The organism is Marinomonas sp. SBI8L, assembly GCF_001624705.1.
Classification (GTDB): domain Bacteria; phylum Pseudomonadota; class Gammaproteobacteria; order Pseudomonadales; family Marinomonadaceae; genus Marinomonas.
This window is the reverse complement of record NZ_JSEO01000003.1, coordinates 267,544-290,471: the sequence shown is the minus strand read 5'-3', so window position 1 is coordinate 290,471 and position 22,928 is coordinate 267,544. Positions and strand designations below refer to the sequence as shown.

The window sequence follows — 22,928 nt, the reverse complement described above, 5'->3', positions numbered from 1 at the left end:
ACTATTTCGATTAACGGTACCTGTCATGAATCATTTCATAAGTACCATCTTCTCTGAATTCAGCTAACTTTTTATTAAACTTCTCTGCGATTTCTTTATGGTTTTCAAGCTGGTTACTAAAGCAGAGGTAATACTTTCTCACAGGGATATCTTGCATCGGAATATAAGCAAGTTGATCACTTAGCCCTGCCTCAGAGGCCAAATACATCCCCGCTTCTAAACTTAAAAATAAGGCATCAAACCTTTCTCGCGATAACATAGGAAAGGCATTACTAATATGGCCTATCTTCTCAAACGCTATCCCGGCATATTTTAAGTACTGGTTCGCGGCATAACCTTCTACAGATCCAATTTTCAACCTTTTAAGATCAGAAACATAACGGATACCAGACACATCAAAACCACGCTTTACGATAATACCTTGTGTGGCAGTACTTAAAACATCTGAATAATAGGAATAGGCTTCTCTCTCTGGTTTATAAGCACAAGAGAAATAACCTGCAGCCTCCCCCTTTTTAACCGTATTAATGACACGGTTCCAAGGTACAAATTTAAACTGAGCATCAAGATTTATATCTTTGAAAATTTTATCGATAACTTCTACATCAAAGCCCAAGGCCTTGCCCATAGGGTTAGCAAATTCGTAGGGAGGGAAATGATCTGCCAAAAACACCAAAGGTGCAGCTTTAATAGGAGTAGAGAGACTAAAAACAAGGAAAGTTAGTATCAGGCCAGATTTTTTAAAACCAGAAAATAAATGAGATAATACAGAAAGAGCTTTCATAGGAAACCCATCATAAATATTTTTTATTTTACTTAGCATAGCTAATTTATAGATAAGTTATTAAAGATAAATGACTTAATTATGTAAATAAACCACATTTTATTGATAAGAACTCACTTTTCTACCTTTTATCATTCTAACCTTAGCTTATTTAAAGATAACCTTTTGTTTTTAAATAATTAATTAGTATTTGGGTGGAATTACCCCTTTTTTTAGAATGAGATAAAAACCAAGTATTTTAATCTCTAAATCAAGTATGTCATTTACATTAAATTAGCTAAAACTCTTTGCTTATTTAAATTTTATTCTTATATTTCATGAGCTTACTATCGCCACAAAAGGTGAATGAAGATAAATAATGGTTATGGGTGAAATTCCACCCATACGTATTTTTCCATGAGTCATATTACCCCCAATAGCTAAAGCTATGCTTTTCCTCATCTCTAACAAAAAATAAAAATACCCTTAATATTCAACAAGTTAAAAACAAAAGCAAAAGTTGGCACCCTTTCTGCTATATCAGCTCCGTAACACAGAAACTTGTATGCCATTAATCTCATAGTTAAGGCATTAACAACTTAAAAGAGACGATGAATCTCTGTTAAGTCACACAGACAAACAATAATAAGTACCCTGTCGGAGTCTAATAAAAATGAAAAAATTTAATCTTGCTCTTTCTGCCGCTGTTCTAACACTTGCTGCCACTGGCGCTCAAGCTAGCTGTGAATCAGGTGAACGCGTTGTTAAATTTAGCCATGTAACGGGCGGTACAACTCACCCTAAAGTGGTTGCATCTAACAAGTTCGCTGAACGTGTTAACAAAGAAATGAACGGCAAACTATGTGTAGAACTTTATCCAAACTCAACGCTGTTTGGTGATAGTAAAGAGCTTGAAGCACTGTTACTTGGCGATGTTCAATTATTAGCGCCATCTCTATCTAAATTCGGTTCTTATACAGATAAATACGGTGTTTTCGACCTACCTTTCATCTTTAAAGATATGGACCATGCGATTCGTTTCACTCAATCTGCAGAAGGTAAAGAATTGCTAACTGAGATGGATGAGTATGCAGGCTTTGTTGGTCTAGGCTACTGGATGTCTGGCATGAAATACTTCTCTGCTAACAAAAAGCTAGAAGTACCAAGTGATGCTGAAGGTTTAAAGTTCCGCGTACAAACTTCTGATGTTGCTAAACAAATGATTTCTGCAATGGGTGCTTCTCCACAGGCGATGTCTTTCTCTGAAGTATACGGCGCGCTACAAACAGGCGTTGTAGACGGTCAAGAAAACACCTGGTCTAACATTTACACTAAAAAATTCTTTGAAGTACAAGACAGTGTGACTGAAACCAACCACCAGCTATTAGCTTACTTGTTCATGACGTCTTCTGAGTTCCTAGACAGCCTAGATAGCAGTACTCGTGCTCAATTCATGCAAATTGCTAATGATGTGACTCAAGAAGCAAACCAATCGGTTAAAGCGAAAGAAGCGGCTAACCGTGCCAACATCTTGAAGGCAGGCGGTAAGATTAACACCCTTACACCAGCACAGCGTCAAGAATGGGTTGATACTATGAAGCCAGTTTGGTCTCAATTTGACCAATACATTGGTAAAGACCTAGTCAAAGCCGCAGCTGAATCCTAAGCTGCTACTGATAGGTGGGGCCCTCATCTCCCGCCTATCGCCCAGTTTTGTGTACTGTTTTATCTCCATAAAGCTCTGAGAGTACACTCCTTTTGGCCCTATCCCATGCTGACTCGATCCGTGGGGTAAGGTCCGTTTTAAGTTACCGTCTATCTGAATACGAGTCTGGAGACTGTCATGGCATATTGGCCACACTTTTATCTATTACTATTTATTCTGATTCTCTGGGGATTAGAGAAGCGCTATCCTAACGCCGTGGATAAGGCTGAAGAAAACCTCATGGTTTTGGTTATTACCTCCATCATGCTCGTTTCGTTTGGACAGGTTATTGCCCGTTATGGCTTTAATACTGGCTGGCATGCAGCACTTGAATTTACCACGATCGCGTTTTCTTGGCTGATCCTTTTGGGCATGAGTTATGGTATTAAAACCGGCTTACACCTAGGTGTGGATATTGTTCTCAATGCGGTGCCATCGAAAACCCGCAAATTTCTATCCCTCACTGGTGCATTCGCAGCCATGATGTATGGTTTTATCCTGCTAGATTCTACTTGGCTGACTCTACTGAATGTTGAAGTAAGAGGCGGCGCCATCGAATATTGGAGCAAGATGTTCAAAATTGGCATTGGCTCTGAAGAACTGAGATACCCTGTATTCCTACAAGAGTTATTAGACATTAAACCCCGTGTTCACCGCTGGTTAGTCTTGGTGATCTTACCCATAAGTTTAGCAATGCTTTGCTTCCGCTCGATTCAAGCTTTCGTTGCCATTTATAAAGGCGAAAGAGAGATGCTGATCAGTGGTCACGAAGCACAAGATCTGGTTGAAGAAAATAAAGACGTTTTAAAAGACTAACCTATCTAACTTGCGGCTAAGGAGCTCGTTGTGGAATCATTAATTTTATTTGGCCTAGTGCTAGGGTTACTCTTTATCGGGGTACCTGTAGGTATATCTTTAGGTCTATCTTCTATCTTATTCGTGACCTTTTTCTCTCACGATTCATTATCATCAATCGCCCTATCCTTATTTGGAGCAGGCCAGCATTACACCTTACTTGCAATCCCGTTTTTCATCTTGGCATCGTCTTTTATGTCTACAGGTGGTGTGGCAAAACGCTTGATCAACTTTGCGATTGCCGCTGTTGGTCACTTCCGTGGTGGCTTGGCAATGGCATCGGTACTCGCTTGTATGATGTTTGCTGCTTTATCAGGCTCATCGCCAGCAACCGTAGTGGCTATCGGTACCATCGCTATTGCCGGTATGCGCCAAGTGGGTTACTCAAAAGAGTTCGCCTCTGGTGTTATCGCCAACGCAGGTACCTTGGGTATTTTGATCCCACCTTCTATCGTAATGGTAGTGTACGCTGCTGCAACTGACGTATCTGTTGGTCGTATGTTCCTAGCGGGTGTCTTCCCTGGTCTATTAGCAGGCGGTATGTTGATGCTAGCTATCTATGTGGTTGCTCGTATTAAAGGCCTACCGGCAGAGCCTTGGAAAGGTTTTGGCAATATTGTACGCGGTGGTAAAGAAGCGGGTTGGGGCTTGTTCCTAGTCGTTATCATCATGGGCGGTATTTATGGTGGTGTTTTCACACCAACAGAAGCCGCGGTCGTTGCTGCGGTTTACTCTATCTTTATCGCACTTTTTGTTTACCGTGATATGGGGCCTCTTAAAAATACCCCTTGGGTAGAAGAATCAGACTCTGCCATTGCCCGTGTTGGCTTTAATGGTAGTGTTTATGGTGTCTCTTTCTTCTTAGTATGGGAGATCCTATCCTTCTTCGCACTTGCAGATAGCGAAACTATTACCTCTGGTGATCGTGCTATTTGGGGCCTAATCATGGGTGTCGCTCTCGCTATTTTCTACATTTACAAACGTGGTCATGCGATTAATGCACCTTTGTTCAAATGTTTGTTAGCAGGCCTACCTATCTGGGCACGTAACCTAGGTCAAATGGGGCGCGCTTTTTTCCCTGCCTTGTTTGGTGGTGAGTCTCGTAAGGTAATGCTAGATGGTACAAAAACCACCATCATGCTGATGTTCATTATTGCCAACGCTCTATTATTTGCTCATACCCTATCTTCTGAACGTATTCCGCAAATGATTACTGAATGGATGCTAGGTGTTGGTTTTAACTGGTTCACCTTCTTGATTGCTGTCAACGTACTTCTCTTGATTGGTGGTCAGTTCATGGAGCCATCTGGCCTATTAGTGATCGTGGCACCGGTTGTCTTCCCAATTGCGATGCAACTTGGCATAGACCCAATCCACCTAGGTATTATCATGGTAGTGAACATGGAAATAGGTATGATCACGCCGCCTATCGGCCTCAACCTTTTTGTGACCTCAGGTATTACCGGTATGAGTCTGGCACAAGTCGTAAGAGCGGCTATGCCATTCGTTGCTGTACTAATGGTATTCCTGATCATAGTAACTTATGTTCCAGCGCTATCAACTTACTTGCCTTACAGCATTATGGGGCCAGAGCTAATCAATTAGCCCCATTAAACAATCTAACTAATGGCTTCTTAACAAAAGGAGCCAACAAGTGAAGATAAAAAACGCCATGACACTGCCCTGTCATGGCGTTTTTTACTTTATATTTTAAATCAGTAACTTAAACTCATTTATCTCTTTTGATTGCACTTCAAGCCAAGCTGCAAAGGTGTTCAATGCTTTGTTTTTTGGCATGGCGGGATTAGAGACTAATTGGTAATAACAAGGGTTCTTCACCTCAGCCTGAGTTAAAGCAATCAAACTGCCAGCCTGAATCGCATCCATTACTAACGAGGTTCGCCCTATCGCTATCCCATGACCTAATTCAGCCAGTTGCAGAGTGATATTAGACTGGGATTGTCGATCAATATGATCCAGCGACAAATCGATTCCGACTGCTTTAGCCCAATAGGACCAAGTATCGTCAAAAGGCGGTGGTACTGGGCTTAAATCACCCAATAACGGCAAGTTAACCAACTTCTCAAGTTGTTTTTTATTCAACGGTGGCTGTAACTTATGCTGCTCTGCAAACTTAGCTGAGCAAACAGGAATCAGGTGCTCATCAAACAGCTTCTCCGTCTCACCTGCTTTAATCTCTTTCGAGCCATAATAGAGCCCAGCTTGAGCATGATACAAAGAGAAATCCAAAGGGCTGGTAACCGTATTCACACTGATTTTAAGTTTAGGATGAGCCTGATTAAAAGCCATAATACGCGGTAGCAGCCAGCGTATCGCAAAGCCTGGTTGGCTTGATATAACGATTTCATTTGCCTGCTTTTTTCGTTTTTCAACTTCAATAGTGTGTTGAATATGTCCTAATCCATGCTTTACTGCATCTAATAAGACTTGCCCAGACGAGGTGAGAATAACCCTTCGTCCAGTACGTTCAAACACGTCAAAACCTGCTCTAATTTCTAGGTTCTTAATATGCTGACTAACCGCACCCTGACTGATTCCTAGCTCATCAGCCGCTTTAGTAAAACTGGCTAACCTAGCGGCAGATTCGAATATCTTTAAGGATTGAAATGAAGGTAAAATAAACATAAAGCATTAGTTTTTTCTAATAGGTTGTTTAGCAAATTAGGATAGGGGATAGAATTTTCTTTTGCTAGCCTTAGCTCTCTAAATATAAAAATAAAGTGGGAGAACCCAGATGTCTAACCAGCTACAAAGTCCAAGTTTTAGGCAATCCTTTCTAACCTTTGGCGCCATAGTGTGTGTCATAGGTGTAGGCTTGTTTTATTTAAAGGCTAGCTTACATAGCCTCATGCTTATTTGCCTTTTAATCGCAAGTATTAGCGCACTTAAACTCAGCCAAGATGGCTTTAAGTCTATTCGTAATGCCATGAACTCAGGCATACAAGGCGCCCTATCTGCTATCTATATTTTCATTCTTATCGGTGTTCTGATTGCGGCCTTTATTCAAAGCGGCACAGTCGCAGCACTTATTTACTATGGTCTTGAGATCATATCTCCTGCCCTCTTTTTACCCGCTGGTCTGATTCTATGCAGCTTTATGTCGGTTGCGACTGGCACTAGCTGGGGCACTGTCGGTACCGCTGGTGTGGTGCTTATGGGAATAGGTGAAGCCATGGGAATTCCATTACCGCTAGTGGCAGGTGTTGTTGTCTCTGGTGCTTGTTTTGGCGATAAGATGTCACCTGTTTCTGATACAACCAATCTAGCTGCCATGTCTTCTGGCACAGATTTATACACTCACATTAAAGGCATGCTCTACACCACAGGCCCTGCCTATCTTGTTTGCTTAGTTGTTTTTTCCTTCATGGGAATGAGTTATGCCGAGCATGGTCTACCGGCGTCAGAGCTTAATGCTATGTTAGCTGGCATAGAAAACACCTACAGCATTAACCTAATCTGCCTATTACCTTTCGTCGTAATGCTGGTAATGAGTCTTAAAAAGATCAGTGCCGAAGTTGCCATGATGAGCGCAGCCGTTGTTGCTGTTTTGATTGCTATCTTGATGCAAGGGGCTCAGTTCACCACTGTACTCAATTCACTCTTTTCTGGTGGTTCATTCGAAACAGGCATTAGCACACTAGATAAGTTATTTAGCCGTGGCGGTATCTCCTCCATGATGTGGACTTTATCTTTAGCCCTTATGGCCTTGGCGTTAGGTGGCATATTAAGCCAATTTGGATTTTTACGTGTGCTTATCTCTAGCATTCTAAGCCGAGTTAAACGTGCTGCCAGCCTAGTAACCACAACGATTCTATCTTGCTTCCTTGGCAACATGAGTATGGGTGAAGCTTATATGTCTATCATTCTTGGCGGCCAATTATTCGGCGACGCCTATGATAAACACAAGCTAGATAGAAGCCTGATGTCACGCTCTCTAGAAGAAGGGGCAACCTTAACGACGGCCCTGATTCCTTGGACCACAGGCGGTGCTTTCTTTGCCTCCACTTTAGGAGTGAGTGTTTTAGATTACGCACCCTATGCCCTACTTAACTGGTTTAACCCGCTACTTTCTATTCTGCTAGCTTATTTAGGCATTGCCTTATTCAGAGCTAAAACCAGCACCACAGAGCATAACAACCAAACGCAAACAGATGATGTCCAGTTAAAACAAGCGGCAAACTAAAACGACCCATTCAAGCTTAATATCTAATTCAGGTCGCGCATTAATTGCGCCACTTTACCCCCAAGGAGCCCCCATATGAAAGCAGCCCATTGGACTGTTCAAGAAGATGTCTTGTCAGGTTTAAAATCACTGCCTGAAGATCTACAAAAAGATGTACCTGTTTTAACGGTAAATCGCCAAGGGGCTAGCCCTGAATCCTATATGCGAACAGAGAATTACCTTGGATATGTGCAGCCTAACAAGGTTTATCAATTACAACTTGATGGCATGTATGAAGCTGAAGATCTTACCGTTGCGCCTTTACCTCAACCCATCGCACCACCCAGAAGTAAGCTTACTGGAGATTGGCAGACAAAAGTTGACCTGACCATAGACGACGCCAATATCTTAGGTGGTAACGGGCGATATTTATTAAACAAGGGCGAGACAAGTCTGAAGATTGCCATTGCTGAGGCAACACCAGAGCATCTGGCTTATTATCATTCTCGTTTAGTTAAAATCGGTGATGCGATCAAGTTTGATGCTAGCGGCAACCTTCCTTTAACCGTCACCTCTGTAGGTAAAGATTACCCTCAAGAATATTTACTGAAGCCAGAATTAGGTGGTGGTGCTTACCTCGAAGTCCATGATAGGCCTCATTTTCATATGCCTTTAGATGAAACATGTGGGGGTTACCTCATTATTGGTAAACGCAATGAAGAAGGCCTTGATGAAGTCTCCGCCTTTCAGGTGCCTTTTGGTTATGGCATTCACATGGCACCTTGGGCAATTCACGCTGATGCCTATATTACGGGCCGCTTTATGGTGATTTACTCAGCCACACCTGAATTCTCTACGGTTATCGTCAGACAAGAAAATGGAGAGCTAGCCAGCATAGAGTTCACCGATTAGCTAAAAATGGAGAAAAAGTGAAATTCCCCTAGTTCAACATTGGCTTCATTTTTTCTCCTTTATTTTAATTTATAAATATCAACCTAATGAATAAAGAAAAAACATAAGCTGCCGTTATAGATAATAGGCTTAAAGTTTTTACTGCTGCCAAAGGATGGACGCAAAGCAGAACAGCATCAGAACAAGACAGATTAAGAAGGTTGATTTTATGCACAACACATTGAACTCTCAGCAGAAGGCGACAAGAATTTGCAAAAGCAAAAGTCTTCTACTTATTATCGCTTGCTGTATTCTGCCTTTTATTCTGATTTTTACTGGCTTTAATACTCCCTCTTCTAGCCAATATATCTTCTGGCAAACCTATCAAAACCATATGGTAATCACAGGCCTTACAAGCTTATTACTCAGCTATTGGATGATATTGTTTCGCCCTGACTTCGTGATCAAGCTGGTTGTTAAAGAAAAAGTACGTAACTAAGCCTACTTTTTCTTTTAAATAACTAAAGCGCATCCCAAGCCTGCCACATCATACGTAACGCTAACCCAGTTAGAATCAAATTAAAGGTACGGTGAAAGCTCTTATCAGAGACATATTTCAACACCTTTAATCCAACAAATGTCCCTATGGCGCCACTTAAGATCATGCATGCCAACAAAGGCAGCCAGTCCAATAGTGGAAACCCAACCTGATAAAATACGCTAATTTTTAATAAATGCTGACTTGTCATGGCCACAGCAAAAGTCGCTATCGTGGTGAATTTGCAAGCATGCATTTGCTTGATAAAGGCGGCAACTAAAGGGCCAGAAGCCCCCACGAATAAAGTTAAAAAGCTGGTTACGGCAGCGGCTATTCCTGTGCCTAATGTTCCCAATACAAGCTTAGGTAGCTTAGGCCCCCAACACAGGTACAAGATAAATAAGGCCACGGTGAGATATATGGTCGATGGGGTTAAGCTGACCAAGAGCAAGCTGCCTAGCAAAATACCCACTACAGCACCGGGTAAAAATCGTGAAATTAAACGCCAATCAATATAGCGCCAACTCATGATAGCTCGGCCAGTATTTGAGCCTAGCTGTACAACTCCATGTAAAGGAATAATCACTTGAGGTGGTAAAACTTGAGCCATAGCGCCTAACATCATGACGCCACCACCAGCACCAAAAACGGCGGTTGTAAATGACGTAAAGCAAGCAACAACAACCAAGATAACAAACACATTAAGCGAGGTAGTTGCTAAAAAATATGACTCGAACCAAGCTAAAAATGCCGTTACATCCATCGAATGTCTACTCTGCTAAGGGGAAAAGAATTATATTGATTAAAACATGGCTGAACTTAAAGGCTTAAACCGCTAGCAAAAAAGTTTAGTTTTGTGCTTCCAGTATTTTTTTCTGTTCGGCTAATAATCGACTTACTGTAATGGCATCTTGCTGCATATCCGCACTACCTAAACGTACATAAGTCCCTTTAAGTGGATCAGTTTTAATATAAATGGGCTTTTGTTCTGGCGGGGCTTTAGGTACCAAGATGTGAATCATATTCTTACCCATGATAGTCACAACCTTAATCCAGTTTTTAGGGATCAAGTTCATATTAGTAATCGTCTTGTTGTTCAGCCCTTGCCATAACTCGTCGATCACTTTTTCGGTATTTTCAATACCAGCTAATTGATAGGTTTCATCATCTAACTCTTTTAAACCAAGCAAGATATCGCCACCATCTGTATTAGCAAACGCACTGTAACTCTCCCAAATATCATCGGGTAATTGACCCTTACCATCTCGCCCTTGAGCAAGCTTACATTCCACTTCGGATGATTCCCTCAGTGTGGCAATATCTTCTAAAGTTACAATGCTAACCATCTTTTCTCCCAATGATTTATTTATAAAAGTCCTTATCTAAATCATATTTTCTCATCTTGTCGTAAAGGGTCTTTCGAGGTAAACCAAGCGCATCCATAGTGCCTTTTATTGACCCTTTCTGATGAGTTAGTTCTTGCTCTAAAAGCGTTTTCTCAAATCGCTCCACTTGTTCAGGCAAGGTCATGACACCAGGGTTATGTTCATTTGTCGTGATAATTTGGTCAAACTCAAAAGTACATGCCTCTCCCATAAGTACATACCTTTCTGCCAGATTTCGCAATTCTCTGACATTGCCGGGCCATTCATAACTGATCAAACTATGCATGCGAGAGGCCGTCACTGGCTCAGATTCACGCTTATATTGAGCGGTAGCAACCAGACAAAAATGCTGCCACAAAAGCGGGATGTCTTCGGTTCTATCCCTTAGGCTTGGAATATCCACCCTGACAACATTGAGACGGTAATAAAGGTCTTGTCGAAACACTCCTGTTTCACTCAACTCTTTTAAATCCACCTTGGTCGCAGCAAGAATTCTAAGGTCGAGATCTATGCCTTTATTCGAGCCAAGACGCTCCACTTTTCGCTCTTCCAGCACTCGTAATAAACGAACTTGCATAGACATGGGCATGCTTTCAATTTCATCTAAAAAGAGTGTGCCACCATTGGAGTGTTCCAACTTACCAATACGTTGGGTTTTAGCGTCGGTGAATGCGCCTTTTTCATGGCCAAAAAGCTCACTTTCCATAATAGATTCAGGCACAGCACCACAGTTGATAGCAACGAAAGGATTACCTTGACGACCACTGTGCTCGTGTATATAGCGTGCCACCAGCTCTTTCCCTGTGCCCGTTTCACCATTAATCAGAATATCTGCCGCCGTATCTGCCACGTGTAAAAGTGTTTGTCTTAGACGGTTCACCCCAGCAGTATTACCAATAATACGTGGGCCTGGGGCATTTTGCGCCTGTAGCTCTTGCCTTAGTCGGCGGTTTTCAAGGGTAAGTTTGCGTTTCTCCATGGCATGTCGCACCACATCCAAAAAAGCATCATTGGAGAAAGGTTTTTCGATAAAGTCATAGGCCCCATCTCGCATGGCACTAACCGCCATACTGATATCACCGTGACCTGTAATAAAGATAACAGGAATGCTCTCATCAACCTGTTTGACTTGTTCAAAAAGGTCCAAACCATTTAAACCAGGCAGGTTAATATCACTTACGATAATGCCAGGCCAGTCTATCGAGAGATTCTCAATCACCCCTTTGCCATTGGCATATTCCAGCACCTCAAAGGACTCTAACTCTAATGTTTGAGAAATGGCGGAACGCACCATAGACTCATCATCAATCAATAACACCTTACCTGCACTAGTCATGTTAAGCGACATCCTCCTATTCTATTAAACAGCCTTTAAAGTCACGCTAAATTCAGCACCTATATTAACATCTTTATAGCACTCAGAATGCTCACCTTGAGTGATATTGGCAGCACTGATACTGCCCCCCATGGATTCCACAATTCTTTGGCTAATAGATAGCCCTAAACCTAGCCCAACACTATCAGATTTAGAGGTAAAGAAAGGCTCAAACAAAGACGCTAAAACAACATCATCCATACCATTACCTGAATCTAAAACACGTATGGTTAACCAAGAATCTTGTTTATCAAGATCATGAGCTGGCTGCTCTATTTTAATTTCAATACGCTTTTGGCTATGATCAGACTCCATAATGGCATCAATCGCGTTGGCAATCAGGTTAACCAGAACTTGCTCCAACAAGACCACATCACCAATCACTTGCTCTGTATTAATTTTAGGGAGAATACACTCTATCTCGGCATCTTTGATACGTTGCATCATGATGGTCATAGCCCCTTGAATAACAGTATCTAAGGAGACTGGAGAGTGTTGAAAATTCCCTTTTCTGGCAAAGACCTTAAAACGTGAAATAATGTCAGACATATGGCCACATAGATTCACTATCTTGTTTAAATTACCTTTTGCTTGCGTAATATTCTCACGCTCTATAAAGGTCAGTCCGTTTTCAGCAAAAGCGCGCATAGCTGTTAAAGGCTGGTTTAGCTCATGGTTAATACCCGCACTTAATTGCCCCAACACGGCTAACTTAGCTGTTTGAATTAACTCTTGCTGGGTTTCCTTATGGTGCTGAATTTCATCTCTTAACCTTTGGTTAGCCAGCTCTAATTCTGAGGTACGTTCCACTACCCTGTGTTCGAGCGCATTTCTAGCATGCATCAATTCCTGCTCATACTGCTTACGCTCTGTCATATCATGGAAGGTAACCAAGTACTTAAGGCTATTAGGTAAGTTCATTTTACATAAGGTCATCTCAACTGCGACTTGCTGCTTATGTCGCGGGCTTTGGCTATTAAGATGTAAAAAACCCTCCGAGGCTGTCACGATAAAAGGAGTTGATACTTCAGAAAATAAGGCTTTGGATTGGCCCTCTGGATCATCTGAAATTGGAGTGTACAAATCACTAAAAGGCATACCTATTAGCTCAGTCAAAGGATGATCTATTAAGGTCTCCATTGCTGGGTTGTAGGATTCTATTTTTTGCTCTTCATCCAGCGTAATAAGACCCGCCTGTGTATTGGTAATAATCTCTCTGATATAGGCTTGATTATGACGACTCATTTCTAAAGCTTGTGAACGCTCACTTAGCATACGACGTCTTAATCTTGCGGTAATGAGTACCAGAATTAAAATTAACAAGCTGGCCATAAAGATGGTACGCCAAAGAGCGACCTCTTCTTCAATCAAGGTAATAGGGATTAATAAATCAACCTTAAAGCCCAATGAATAAATCGAGCTAGATAAGTGTAAGTAACTTATCCTGTCTATCTTTTCCTCTCCCTTAAGAGTGCTACTAACTTCCAATAACTGCAGTAAATTAGCCTCTTCATCAAACGACTCTTCTGCCACGATAGGGAGTTTTTCAAAAGCTTGCGTTTTATAGCGGCGACTTTGAACAATGCGCTGTAATTCTTCATGGGTTAATTGATTAATGGTTTTATATAACCATTCGCGGCGAGAACTGCTAAATACGATGCCGTCAGGATCTAACAACAAGAAATTAAATTTATTGTTTTTAAGGCGAGATTCAAACTGACTTAAATCCACTTTTACCACAGCCACACCAATTATTTCGTGGCCATTTCTTACAGGGTAAGAAAAGTAATAACCGCGTCTATTTGTTGTGGTTCCTAACGCATAATAACGCCCTGAAAGCCCTGCCATAGCTTGCTTAAAATACGGTCTAAAGGAAAAATCTTTACCAATGAAACTGGTCTCTTGATCATAATTTGAAGCGGCGATGGTGACACCTGATGGTGAAATAATATAACTCTCTGAAGCTTCGGTAATACGACTAATCTGCTCTAATTCAGCATTAAGTTGTCTAATATCATAGGCTCTACCATGCTCTAGCACACGAATCACACGGCTGTTACTCGCCAGCAAGGTAGGCATGTGCTGATACTTCTCTATTGCACTAACAATGACCTTGGTTAATTGAACTAATTCAGCACTGGAAGATTGCTTTAAATTTTCTATTTGCTTTTGCTTTAATATTTCCCCACCTTTCCACATAAGAACTAAACTCATGCTAAAGAGTACAATATATAACCAACGTAAAAGGTAAACTGATTTATTAGTATGATTGAGGTAGGACATAAATGGACAACTCGGCTAGATTCATGTTCAACTTAATGCTTGTATTTTATTTTAGCTTTAATAAATATATTGTAATCAATTAAATAAACTTTAAATTCACCAATACTTAATTGCGCCATGAGCTAATAGAGAAAACATGCATAGTAAAAGTTTTCATTGTAACTCAATTCAAGAACTCGAAGCGGTATTAGCTAATTTAAAACAGCCTGATTTAATTCAGTTTTACGCAAATACTGATATTGCTCAAACGAGGGTTTGGGTTGATTTATTAACTCATTATTGCCCGAATGCATGCCGCATTGGTATGTCCAGCGAAAAGCAAATTTACCAAGGTCAACCTCAACAAGAGGGTGTTACTCTCATTTGCAGCTATTTTGATCATGTAAAACTCATACATAATTATACCTGCATACATCCAGATAAAGCCGAAGATGCTAGCCAGAAGCTTTTTGCGCCCATTCTTGAACATAAAGGCGAAGCTATTCCTGCAGCGATCGTACTTGCCGATGACTTATCTATCACCAGCCCTAGTCTCTTTAGTAAAGTAGGAATGAGCAAGACTAAATTCTGTGGCGGCTTATCCGGCTTATTTAAAAGTGAAAAAACCTGGGTTCTTTACCAAGACCAGCTATTACAGCAACATGCCGTTATGGTTGCGTTAGAGTCAGATAAACTCAATGTCGATAACGATGCCTTTGTAGATAGCATAGATATCGGCAAGAAGATGCGCATTACAGCGATCAAGGGCAACGTTTTACAGCAAATTGATCACTTACCTGCACAACAAGTATTTAATCGATATTTAGGCAATGGCAGCAGCACAGACATTAAAGTCATGAATCTGTTCGCCCTGAAATACAAAACCAGTCATAAAGAAGTGCACTCTGTTCCACTTAATTTTACAGACAATGGCGGTATTTTAATGAGTGAGCCTCTGCCGATAGGTGCTCAGGTAAAATTTGTTTACTTCCACCCCTGGCCTTCAATACAAGGCACGCTAGATAAATTAAATCAGCTTTATCGTCAGCCACCAGAAAGCCTTTTTGTATTTAATTGCATCAGCCGTGACCAAGGTGAAGAACTTAATGAGAACAGTAAGCTAGCACTTTTAAATCAAGTTCAAGAACTCAATGGCACCTTTTGTTTTGGTGAGTTTTTCAGTTCAGATGCCTCAACAAAAAGCCTGCAACATGCCTTAACTTATATAGGTTTAAGTGAAACCTCTGCCGAATCACGTCATCAAAGTGGCTGTATCAAAACACAAGAAATCGATAATTCTTTGGCTTCTATTTTCAATTTAATGAACAATGTTTTTAAAGATTTATCTCAAGAAAAAGATGCCCTAACGCATCTAGCCAAGCACACAGACTCAGACTCAAGAGATTGGCTCTATGACTCACAAACAGGGCTAATGAACCGCTTCGCTCTACTCAGCCGCTTACAATCGCCAGAAGAAAGTGATCATAAAGCACACTTAACTCTCTTTAGAATTCGTAATTTCCGCCTAATCAATGAGCAGTATGGTTATGATGTGGCCGATGACTTACTCGCCCAGTTATCCCTCTATTTAAAAAATAGAATGGGCGATACCTTTCTCTCCTTGGATTTCTCTTGTTATCGAGTATCTGCCAATGAGGTAGCGGTGCTTTTGCAAACCGATATGCCACCTCGTAAAGTGAACAAGTTTATGGGACGTTTAAGTGAAGATGTGGAAAACAACCCCTTCTTTACAAGCAGTCAGGCCACAGATGAAATCAACTTAAGTTTGTCCGTAGGCATTGCCTCTATTTTTGGAAGCACAGGCAAACTGCTCTGTAAAAAAGAACACTTACTTATCAAGGCGAATGAAGCAAGACGTCATGCCCATGAAACTAATCATCTTACCTTTTGGAATGGCGATTTAGATCAAGTTGATAAACAAAAAGATAACCTTAATTGGATCGTAAAAATTAAACAGGCCTTGGATGAAGATAATGTTTACCCCTATATCCAACCCTATTTTGATGCTAAAACCGGCCGCTGTGTTGGCGGTGAAGCACTCATTAGGGCTGAAATTGATGGCAAAGTCATAGGCCCAGCCAGCTTCTTAGACCTGATTAAACAAACTCAGCTGTATCCAAAAATCACGATTAAGGTACTAGAAACCTGCGGTCAATTGCTTAAAGCAGATCCTACAAGTCACCTAGCACTCAATCTCTCTGTGATGGACTTTAAACACTATAATACCCTTAAAGCCTTAAGGCAGTTTTTTAGAGAGAATGACGTAAAAGGCAGAATCATATTAGAAATAACTGAGTCTGAAAGCATACAGGACTACCAATGGATCAGCTCGATTGTTTCTGAATTTAGAGAAGCTGGCGCTTTGCTTGCTATTGATGACTTTGGTTCGGGTTATTCAAATTTAGAGAAGCTAATAGAATTACAACCGGACGTGCTTAAGCTAGATGGTAGTATTATTCGCACCATAGATGTTGATCCAAAACTACAAATATTAGTTCGCCACATCAATAGCTTAGCCCATTCTCTTGGTATAAAAACTCAAGCTGAATTTGTGCACAATCAGGCTGTTCAGGATATTTTAGTCGACATGGGAGTTAATTATTTGCAGGGCTTCCATTTAAGCGAGCCTATCAGCATTGATGCTTGGAATAAGTTTAATACTGAGCCTCATCCTTCATTTGATAAATATGAATGAGACCTAATAGGAAGGGAGCTACTTACTCCCTTCCTCTCTAGTTATACCCTTTGTTTGGCAAATGGCATGACTTTTTCGATGTCGTCAGTTTGACTCAGCACCATAAGCAAACGATCAACACCAATGGCGACACCCGCACAATTAGGTAAACCAGACTCCAAAGCGGCTAATAGGTTTGTATCTAACGCCCTAACTGGCTTACCTTGTACTTTTCTTTGTTCATTATCCATGTCAAAGCGCTTGGCCTGTTCTTGGGCATTGGTCAATTCATGATAGCCATTAGCAAGCTCCATCCCCTTCCAGTAAAGCTCAAAGCGTTTCGCCGTTTCAATACCATCAAAGCCAAACTTCAACTTGGCTAACGCTGCCTGAGAAGCGGGGTAACTATGGATAAAGCATGGTCTATCTTGCCCTATTTTAGGTTCAATCAAGGCATTGAAGATAAGATCTAGCAGTGCATCCCTGTCGGTTTCTTCTAAACCATACTCAGTACACTTATGAGCTAAGACTTGTAACTCTGTCAATTCCGCCTCGAAAGGATCAAGATTGGCATAAGTTAAAAAAGCGTCTTGGTAACTCTTATAATCACAAACAAGCTCTGGGTTTAGGCTAACACTGACTAAAAACTCTTCAATTTCAGCCATAAGTTGTCTGTCATCCAGACCCACTCGATACCATTCTAATAAGGTAAATTCTATACCATGTCGCTTACTGGCTTCCTCTTGCCTAAACACCTTAGACAACTGATAAATACAACCAGACCCAGAAGCTAATAAGCGTTTCATCGCAAATTCAGGAGACGTTTGCAGGTAGTAGGTTTTCTCCTCGCCCAAGCACTTAGCTGTTGTGGTGAGCACCTCAATATAAGGGTCACTAATAGAGGTTAAGGACAAAGCTTGGGTGTCGACTTCAAGAACGTCTCTTTGCCAAAAAAACTCACGTATGTTACGTAACAATTGTGCTCTTTTTTGTAGCATTTGCATGTTGGCATTGGGCTGCCATAAGTCGGTATGAGGCATAGATAAAGTCTTACTAAACATGAGTGAAAATGAAAAAAAATTATAACATTCTTTTTTTTAATGTCCGCAAACAAAAACTAATTACGACCTAAGCCATACCAGCCTAAGCCTATGCACAACTCGCTTTGATAAAAAAGTAACAAATTTATTGACAAAGGACATGATTGATCCACTATACTAAAGACGCGCAGATTAATTTGCGTAATGAAAAGCACCAAGGGTCGATGGCCTATTGACCGCTTTGTGCTTTTCCCTCAGCGAAGCTCTGGCACTGTCAGAGTTTTGCTATTTATTCTCTTTTAGATGCGCAACTTGGAGTAATGTGGTTCATATCAAGTGCATTTAAAATATGCCTATCAACAAGTTAATCTGATTGTAGGCATAGATGCAAAGCACCTTAAACCCATCTTTATAAGGGTTTTAAACTCGTCCTAGAAAAGCAGATTAGAGATTGGAATTTGCTTTTAATGCAAACTAGTCGTGCTAATGTTGTTTGCATCCGGTGAGACGATCAAAGCAGCTCACCTCAAGAAGCAACAGAAAATAGCTTGTTCATTTTCTGTTTACTCAGCTAATTCAAATAAACTTAAGGTGAGTTTGGTTAGCATCAATAATGACAAGATATTAGTGAGGTTTGATCAAGAGAAAATGATTAAATTGGCACGCCTGAGTGAAGAGCAAGAGATCTCTTAATGCATAAGGGACTTGTTAACAGACTTGAAAACAAATAGGTCCTGCCAACAAAAAGCTTATATAGAGCCTAATATAGAAAAATATTAGCCTTTAAGTCAGTCTAAAAACCTGACTCTCATACAAACGAGTAACACAAATTGATGTATTAATGGTTTCGGCTGTTAAAGCAATAATAACTGAATAGCCAGACTAGGTTAAACATCCAGAACGAGTGCATTGACACTCGTTCTTTTTGTTTGGCGCTTAACAAATATTACTTACCTGTAGCACGTGACACATACTCACCAGTACGTGTATCAACTCTTAGCACTTCACCAATATTGATAAATAAAGGTACACGCACCATAGCACCTGTAGATAGATAAGCAGGCTTAGAACCACCGTTTGCTGTATCGCCTTTAAGGCCAGGATCGGTTTCAGTTACTTCAAGCTCAATAAAGTTTGGCGGTGCGATAGCAAGTGGAGAGCCGTTATACAGAGTAACCACATACTTTTCTTGCTCTTTTAGCCACTTAACATTTTCGCCAACTGCGGTTTCATCTGCGGCATGTTGCTCGAAAGAACCATCTGTTGCCATAAAATGCCAGAACTCACCATCTGTATATAGATACTCCATATCCGTATCCATTACATCAGCAGCGTCTAAAGAATCACCTGATTTAAAAGTACGCTCCCAAACACGTCCAGACTTAAGGTTACGTAGTTTCAAGCGGTTAAAGGCTTGGCCCTTACCTGGTTTTACGTGTTCATTGTCTAGTACTGCACATGGATCTCCATCGACCATGATTTTAGTACCATTACGCATATCACTAGCAGAAATTCCCATTATGATTCTCTTCTTTCAATCACCCAGCCTGAGCTGCTGACGGTTAATATTAGATAGACAGCCAAAGCAAAAACTAGGCACGCCGTATTCAAGTTGCTGCCGATTATACATTAGATACAAAGCTATAATAACCCTAGGAAAGCGGAGAAAAACTCGCCTTCATGGCCACTAAGAAGGCCTAATTTAACTAAAAACCGAGTAATTGGGCCGATTACCATGTTTTTTTCGACTTTTTGAATAAGCAAAGTGGGTTCTACTTGCTTAGACCCAGATGCAACAGAGATAATCCCGACAACTCAACTACTAGCTCTCTATTTTTATGCTCAATCAAGCCAAGCCAGTTAACCAGCCTCAAGATCAGATAAGCCTAAAACCCTTAGACGACACCCCAGACTGGTTATTAGAAATTAAAGCTGCAATTAAAAGTTTTGATGCCTTAGCCTACGCCCTTGAACTTGATTCAGCCGAGCTAACAAAAGGTCAAGCTGCCCACCAAAGCTTTCCTTTAATGGTACCTAAGCCTTATTTAGAAAGAATTGAAAAAGCGAATTTGCGCGACCCTTTATTGTTGCAGATATTGCCTCTTGAGCAAGAGATGCTTAAGCTTCCTGGCTACGTAAAAGACCCTCTTGCGGAAAAAGAGCACAACCCGCAAAAAGCACTGGTCCACAAATACTCAAGCCGAATACTTGTTATTACCTCTGGCAGTTGCGCCATTAATTGCCGCTATTGTTTTCGTCGTCACTTTCCTTATGCAGATAATCACCTCTCATCAAACGAGTGGAGTTCACTGCTTGATTACCTAAAACTTCATCCAGAAATTAACGAGGTCATTTTAAGTGGCGGTGACCCTTTAATGATAAAAGATAAGCAGCTAGCTAGCCGGATAAAAACATTGGAAAGCCTGCCGCAGATTAAACGTATTCGTATCCATACCAGACTCCCCGTTGTTATTCCCTCTCGGATAAATGATGAGTTATTAAATTGGGTGGATGAAACCCGTTTAAAAGTCGTGATGGTGTGGCATATAAATCATGCAAATGAAATTGATGATGCTGTTAGCCAAGCTGCGTCAAAGCTTGTAAAAGCGGGAGTAAAACTCTTTAATCAAGGGGTTATCTTAAAAGGCATTAATGATACTTGTGATAGCCAAGTGGCCTTGAGTGAAGCCTTATTCGATGCTGATATTCTGCCCTATTATATGTTCACTCTCGACTCAGTCGAAGGGGCTGCGCATTTTGATATTTCTTTGGATGAAGCTCAAACCTTAATGGGAAAAGTAGCCGCCAAATTACCAGGTTATCTAGTGCCTAAACTAGCGAAGGAAATCCCAGGAAAAAGCGCTAAAACATTGTTCGCTCCCAGACTTTAAGCTCCAAATAACCTTTACTAAATACTCAAGGCTAAACATCAGGTCTCTATCCCTTTAGAAGAGGCCTTTCTAGCTGCAACCTTTACCCATACCTTTATCAGCTTTATCCCGCTAAAAGAGCACGCTTTCTAAAAAGTTAATCTAATTTCTTTCAGTTTTATTTCACATAACAAAAACGACTGATCACTTATCAAACACATGAATCATATTTATTTTAAGTATCATCATTATCTATTACTAAAACCTGCTTCATTAATGCTATTAATACTGTAACAGAACGAAATTAATTATGTATAAGTGGTGACCAAGATGAATTCAGGTGAACAAACACGTCGTGAAGTAATGGGTGATGCTTTTGTTGATAAAGCAATGGATCAAAGCAACTTGTTCACTGAAGACATGCAAAACTATATCAATGAACATTGCTGGGGAAGCGTATGGCAAAGCAATGCCATTAACCGTAAAACACGAAGTCTACTAACCTTGTCTTGCTTAGTTGCTTTAAAAGCACCAGAAGAGCTTAAAGGTCATATTCGTGGTGCAATTAATAATGGCTGCACCCTAATCGAAATTAAAGAAGCTCTACTTCACACAGGCGTGTATTGTGGCGCACCGGCTTTACAGCAGGCATTTCGTGCGGCAAATGAAGTCTTAACTGAAATGGACTTAATTCCAAAAGACATGACAAACCATGACTCACCATAAGTGCTAAACGAAGGAGTCACCTTCAAAATAGCCTTTACCAAAAGCACTTGTTAAGTGATGACTTACAAGTGCTTTTTTGCCTCAAGAACATTTAAAGGCCCCCAAAGAACTCTTCTACTACCTTAATAAGAACTCTACTGGAATTCTACTAACATAGTTCTGACCTGAGGCTAGATGTGTTGGCGCAGGGAAAGGAGCTGCTCTTTTTACAGCTTTCAATGTTGCCCTATCTAAACGTTTTAACCCTGAACTCTTTACTATCTTCACTTCTACTAATTCACCAGTATATGAAATAGTCACTTGCACCAATACCAAACCCGTTTCGTTTCGTTTCTTAGATGCCCTAGGATAGACTTTTTTACTGGCTATTTTAGCCTTTACTAGACTGCCATAAGAGACTTCTCCCTTAGCGCCACCGCCACCACCTGCAGCAAAACTATTCGCCCCGATGCCTGTCGTCATCTTACTTTGAGTCGAACTGGCATTGCCATCTGGGCTCGCATCTAACGGCGCATTTTTCGTTTGGCTTTGACTTGTACTAGCCACAGGCTCTGACGTTTCTTCAGGCTCTGGTTCAGGCTTTGGTTCAGGCTTTGGTTCAGGTTCAGGCTTTGGTTCAGGCTCTGGTTCAGGTTCAGGCTCTGGTTCAGGTTCAGGTTCAGGTTCAGGTTCAGGTTCAGGTTCAGGTTCTGGCTCAGGCTCAGGCTCTGGTTCAGGCTCTGGTTCAGGCTCTGGTTCAGGCTCTGGTTCAGGCTCTGGCTCAGGTTCAGGCTCTGGCTCTGGCTCTGGCTCAGGTTCAGGCTCTGGCTCAGGCTCAGGCTCTGGTTCAGGCTCTGGTTCAGGCTCTGGCTCTGGTTCTGGCTTAACTTCCACTTGCGCGATTTGAATTTGCTCGCTCACACTTGGAATATCATTTTCGATTGGTGGGGTAATATTTGCTTTTACAGGTGGCTCTACTACAGGCTGAGGCTCTATCACGGGCTGAGGCTCTGGTTTAAGCAGAGGCTCAATCTGTTTAGTTTCAGCCTTAGCTAAGCTAGTTATCTCACTTTCACCTAAATCACCTTGCATACCAATATCGATTAGAACGCCCACATCTCCTGCTGCTTGCGCACCTTGAGTCGTCGGCCTTAAGATAAGCGCTAAAATTAAAGCATGGCAGACTATCGCGATAAAAGAGGCACCAAATATGTGTTTCCAAGTCATCATTTTTTACACTAACCTGCCTGCTTTAACTTGGTCACAAGATAAACACGGGTTAGCCCAGCTAACTCAACTTGTTTAAATACTTGCTGTAAACGGGCTACGGGTAGGTCTTGATCTGCACTAATTTGGACTAAGAAATCATCCTGCGCTTCAGATTTAAGATAAAGCTGTTTTAGACGATCTGATAGTTCGTCTTGCTTTAACTTATCACCATTTAAGTAGATACCAAGCTCTGTACTCACGAGAATTTTGGCAGGAGACTCATCTTGTTTAATTTCACTTAATGAATCTGGTGGAGTAATAGGAACGGCATCTGTGGCGCGTATTTGACCTGCAACCATAAAAAAAATCAGCATGAGAAATACCACATTAATAAGTGGCACTAAATTATCATCTGAGTTTTTTTTGTTGGAATCACTTGCATTAAATTTCAC

General features: G+C 41.1%; 20 protein-coding genes. 10 read left to right on the top strand and 10 right to left on the bottom strand.

Going from position 1 to position 22,928, the window contains the following annotated elements; genetic code table 11:
* Window positions 1–10: 10 nt before the first annotated feature.
* A complete protein-coding gene (locus OA91_RS05455) occupies window positions 11–784 on the bottom strand; it encodes a substrate-binding periplasmic protein (protein WP_063336651.1) in 774 nt (257 codons plus the stop codon).
* A 652-nt stretch (window positions 785–1,436) separates the two neighbouring features.
* On the opposite strand from OA91_RS05455, the gene OA91_RS05450 reads away from it, so the two are divergent.
* The 3 genes from OA91_RS05450 to OA91_RS05440 all read left to right on the top strand — a co-directional run bounded on the left by OA91_RS05450 (window position 1,437) and on the right by OA91_RS05440 (window position 4,928).
* A complete protein-coding gene (locus tag OA91_RS05450) occupies window positions 1,437–2,429 on the top strand; it encodes a TRAP transporter substrate-binding protein (RefSeq protein ID WP_046018171.1) in 993 nt (330 codons plus the stop codon).
* 177 nt (window positions 2,430–2,606) lie between these two features.
* Window positions 2,607–3,284 carry a TRAP transporter small permease gene (locus OA91_RS05445; protein ID WP_063336650.1) on the top strand — a complete coding sequence of 226 codons (678 nt, stop codon included), beginning with the start codon at window positions 2,607–2,609 and terminating at the stop codon, window positions 3,282–3,284.
* Window positions 3,285–3,314: 30 nt separating this feature from the next.
* Entirely contained in the window at window positions 3,315–4,928 is a 1,614-nt protein-coding gene (locus OA91_RS05440) for a TRAP transporter large permease (protein ID WP_046018169.1), read from the top strand.
* A gap of 105 nt (window positions 4,929–5,033) precedes the next feature.
* Here OA91_RS05440 and OA91_RS05435 read toward each other — a convergent pair whose 3' ends face one another.
* A complete protein-coding gene (locus OA91_RS05435; RefSeq protein ID WP_063336649.1) occupies window positions 5,034–5,969 on the bottom strand; it encodes a LysR family transcriptional regulator in 936 nt (311 codons plus the stop codon).
* Window positions 5,970–6,078: 109 nt separating this feature from the next.
* Here OA91_RS05435 and nhaC point away from each other — a divergent pair, with 109 nt between their 5' ends.
* From nhaC to OA91_RS05420, 3 genes are all read left to right on the top strand, one after another.
* Window positions 6,079–7,527: a Na+/H+ antiporter NhaC gene (nhaC, locus tag OA91_RS05430; RefSeq protein WP_063336648.1), complete on the top strand. Its 1,449-nt coding sequence runs from the start codon at window positions 6,079–6,081 to the stop codon at window positions 7,525–7,527.
* Window positions 7,528–7,602: 75 nt separating this feature from the next.
* Window positions 7,603–8,418 (top strand): hypothetical protein, encoded by an 816-nt coding sequence (locus OA91_RS05425; RefSeq protein WP_063336647.1) that lies wholly within the window; start codon window positions 7,603–7,605, stop codon window positions 8,416–8,418.
* Window positions 8,419–8,626: 208 nt separating this feature from the next.
* Complete coding sequence (locus OA91_RS05420) at window positions 8,627–8,896, top strand: hypothetical protein (protein WP_046018165.1); 270 nt, start codon at window positions 8,627–8,629, stop codon at window positions 8,894–8,896.
* 22 nt (window positions 8,897–8,918) lie between these two features.
* On the opposite strand, the gene OA91_RS05415 is transcribed toward OA91_RS05420, so the two are convergent.
* The 4 genes from OA91_RS05415 to OA91_RS05400 all read right to left on the bottom strand — a co-directional run bounded on the left by OA91_RS05415 (window position 8,919) and on the right by OA91_RS05400 (window position 13,909).
* Entirely contained in the window at window positions 8,919–9,698 is a 780-nt protein-coding gene (locus OA91_RS05415) for a sulfite exporter TauE/SafE family protein (RefSeq protein ID WP_063336646.1), read from the bottom strand.
* 85 nt (window positions 9,699–9,783) lie between these two features.
* On the bottom strand, window positions 9,784–10,281 hold the full coding sequence (locus tag OA91_RS05410; protein WP_063336645.1) for an AlbA family DNA-binding domain-containing protein: 498 nt from the start codon (window positions 10,279–10,281) through the stop codon (window positions 9,784–9,786).
* 16 nt (window positions 10,282–10,297) lie between these two features.
* A complete protein-coding gene (locus OA91_RS05405; protein WP_046018162.1) occupies window positions 10,298–11,656 on the bottom strand; it encodes a sigma-54-dependent transcriptional regulator in 1,359 nt (452 codons plus the stop codon).
* 24 nt (window positions 11,657–11,680) lie between these two features.
* Window positions 11,681–13,909 carry an ATP-binding protein gene (locus OA91_RS05400; protein ID WP_231870313.1) on the bottom strand — a complete coding sequence of 743 codons (2,229 nt, stop codon included), beginning with the start codon at window positions 13,907–13,909 and terminating at the stop codon, window positions 11,681–11,683.
* 205 nt (window positions 13,910–14,114) lie between these two features.
* On the opposite strand from OA91_RS05400, the gene OA91_RS05395 reads away from it, so the two are divergent.
* Window positions 14,115–16,673: a bifunctional diguanylate cyclase/phosphodiesterase gene (locus tag OA91_RS05395; protein ID WP_063336643.1), complete on the top strand. Its 2,559-nt coding sequence runs from the start codon at window positions 14,115–14,117 to the stop codon at window positions 16,671–16,673.
* 41 nt (window positions 16,674–16,714) lie between these two features.
* Here the strand turns inward: OA91_RS05395 and epmA are convergent, their stop codons facing one another.
* Window positions 16,715–17,692 carry an EF-P lysine aminoacylase EpmA gene (gene epmA / locus OA91_RS05390; RefSeq protein ID WP_063336642.1) on the bottom strand — a complete coding sequence of 326 codons (978 nt, stop codon included), beginning with the start codon at window positions 17,690–17,692 and terminating at the stop codon, window positions 16,715–16,717.
* A gap of 486 nt (window positions 17,693–18,178) precedes the next feature.
* On the opposite strand from epmA, the gene OA91_RS05385 reads away from it, so the two are divergent.
* Complete coding sequence (locus OA91_RS05385; RefSeq protein ID WP_063336641.1) at window positions 18,179–18,385, top strand: hypothetical protein; 207 nt, start codon at window positions 18,179–18,181, stop codon at window positions 18,383–18,385.
* Between the two features lie 253 nt (window positions 18,386–18,638).
* Here OA91_RS05385 and efp read toward each other — a convergent pair whose 3' ends face one another.
* Entirely contained in the window at window positions 18,639–19,214 is a 576-nt protein-coding gene (efp, locus tag OA91_RS05380; RefSeq protein ID WP_157203759.1) for an elongation factor P, read from the bottom strand.
* Between the two features lie 316 nt (window positions 19,215–19,530).
* On the opposite strand from efp, the gene epmB reads away from it, so the two are divergent.
* Together epmB and OA91_RS05370 are read left to right on the top strand one after the other, a co-directional pair.
* Complete coding sequence (epmB, locus tag OA91_RS05375) at window positions 19,531–20,583, top strand: EF-P beta-lysylation protein EpmB (RefSeq protein WP_063336639.1); 1,053 nt, start codon at window positions 19,531–19,533, stop codon at window positions 20,581–20,583.
* 309 nt (window positions 20,584–20,892) lie between these two features.
* The gene (locus OA91_RS05370) at window positions 20,893–21,288 is read left to right on the top strand and encodes a carboxymuconolactone decarboxylase family protein (protein WP_046018155.1); all 396 of its coding nucleotides are present in this window, start codon (window positions 20,893–20,895) and stop codon (window positions 21,286–21,288) included.
* A 117-nt stretch (window positions 21,289–21,405) separates the two neighbouring features.
* Here the strand turns inward: OA91_RS05370 and OA91_RS05365 are convergent, their stop codons facing one another.
* Both OA91_RS05365 and OA91_RS05360 read right to left on the bottom strand, forming a co-directional pair.
* On the bottom strand, window positions 21,406–22,497 hold the full coding sequence (locus OA91_RS05365) for an energy transducer TonB (protein WP_063336638.1): 1,092 nt from the start codon (window positions 22,495–22,497) through the stop codon (window positions 21,406–21,408).
* Between the two features lie 8 nt (window positions 22,498–22,505).
* Window positions 22,506–22,928, bottom strand: coding sequence for an ExbD/TolR family protein (locus OA91_RS05360; protein WP_197477743.1), 423 nt, complete (start codon window positions 22,926–22,928; stop codon window positions 22,506–22,508).

What these genes read in the sequence shown, in the direction of transcription:
- OA91_RS05455 (WP_063336651.1), bottom strand. Translation starts at nt 784, where the DNA reads ATGAAAGCTCTTTCTGTATTATCTCATTTATTTTCTGGTTTTAAAAAA.
- OA91_RS05450 (WP_046018171.1), top strand. Translation starts at nt 1,437, where the DNA reads ATGAAAAAATTTAATCTTGCTCTTTCTGCCGCTGTTCTAACACTTGCT.
- OA91_RS05445 (WP_063336650.1), top strand. Translation starts at nt 2,607, where the DNA reads ATGGCATATTGGCCACACTTTTATCTATTACTATTTATTCTGATTCTC.
- OA91_RS05435 (WP_063336649.1), bottom strand. Translation starts at nt 5,969, where the DNA reads ATGTTTATTTTACCTTCATTTCAATCCTTAAAGATATTCGAATCTGCC.
- nhaC (WP_063336648.1), top strand. Translation starts at nt 6,079, where the DNA reads ATGTCTAACCAGCTACAAAGTCCAAGTTTTAGGCAATCCTTTCTAACC.
- OA91_RS05425 (WP_063336647.1), top strand. Translation starts at nt 7,603, where the DNA reads ATGAAAGCAGCCCATTGGACTGTTCAAGAAGATGTCTTGTCAGGTTTA.
- OA91_RS05420 (WP_046018165.1), top strand. Translation starts at nt 8,627, where the DNA reads ATGCACAACACATTGAACTCTCAGCAGAAGGCGACAAGAATTTGCAAA.
- OA91_RS05415 (WP_063336646.1), bottom strand. Translation starts at nt 9,698, where the DNA reads ATGGATGTAACGGCATTTTTAGCTTGGTTCGAGTCATATTTTTTAGCA.
- OA91_RS05410 (WP_063336645.1), bottom strand. Translation starts at nt 10,281, where the DNA reads ATGGTTAGCATTGTAACTTTAGAAGATATTGCCACACTGAGGGAATCA.
- OA91_RS05405 (WP_046018162.1), bottom strand. Translation starts at nt 11,656, where the DNA reads ATGACTAGTGCAGGTAAGGTGTTATTGATTGATGATGAGTCTATGGTG.
- OA91_RS05400 (WP_231870313.1), bottom strand. Translation starts at nt 13,909, where the DNA reads ATGAGTTTAGTTCTTATGTGGAAAGGTGGGGAAATATTAAAGCAAAAG.
- OA91_RS05395 (WP_063336643.1), top strand. Translation starts at nt 14,115, where the DNA reads ATGCATAGTAAAAGTTTTCATTGTAACTCAATTCAAGAACTCGAAGCG.
- epmA (WP_063336642.1), bottom strand. Translation starts at nt 17,692, where the DNA reads ATGCCTCATACCGACTTATGGCAGCCCAATGCCAACATGCAAATGCTA.
- OA91_RS05385 (WP_063336641.1), top strand. Translation starts at nt 18,179, where the DNA reads ATGTTGTTTGCATCCGGTGAGACGATCAAAGCAGCTCACCTCAAGAAG.
- epmB (WP_063336639.1), top strand. Translation starts at nt 19,531, where the DNA reads ATGCTCAATCAAGCCAAGCCAGTTAACCAGCCTCAAGATCAGATAAGC.
- OA91_RS05370 (WP_046018155.1), top strand. Translation starts at nt 20,893, where the DNA reads ATGAATTCAGGTGAACAAACACGTCGTGAAGTAATGGGTGATGCTTTT.
- OA91_RS05365 (WP_063336638.1), bottom strand. Translation starts at nt 22,497, where the DNA reads ATGATGACTTGGAAACACATATTTGGTGCCTCTTTTATCGCGATAGTC.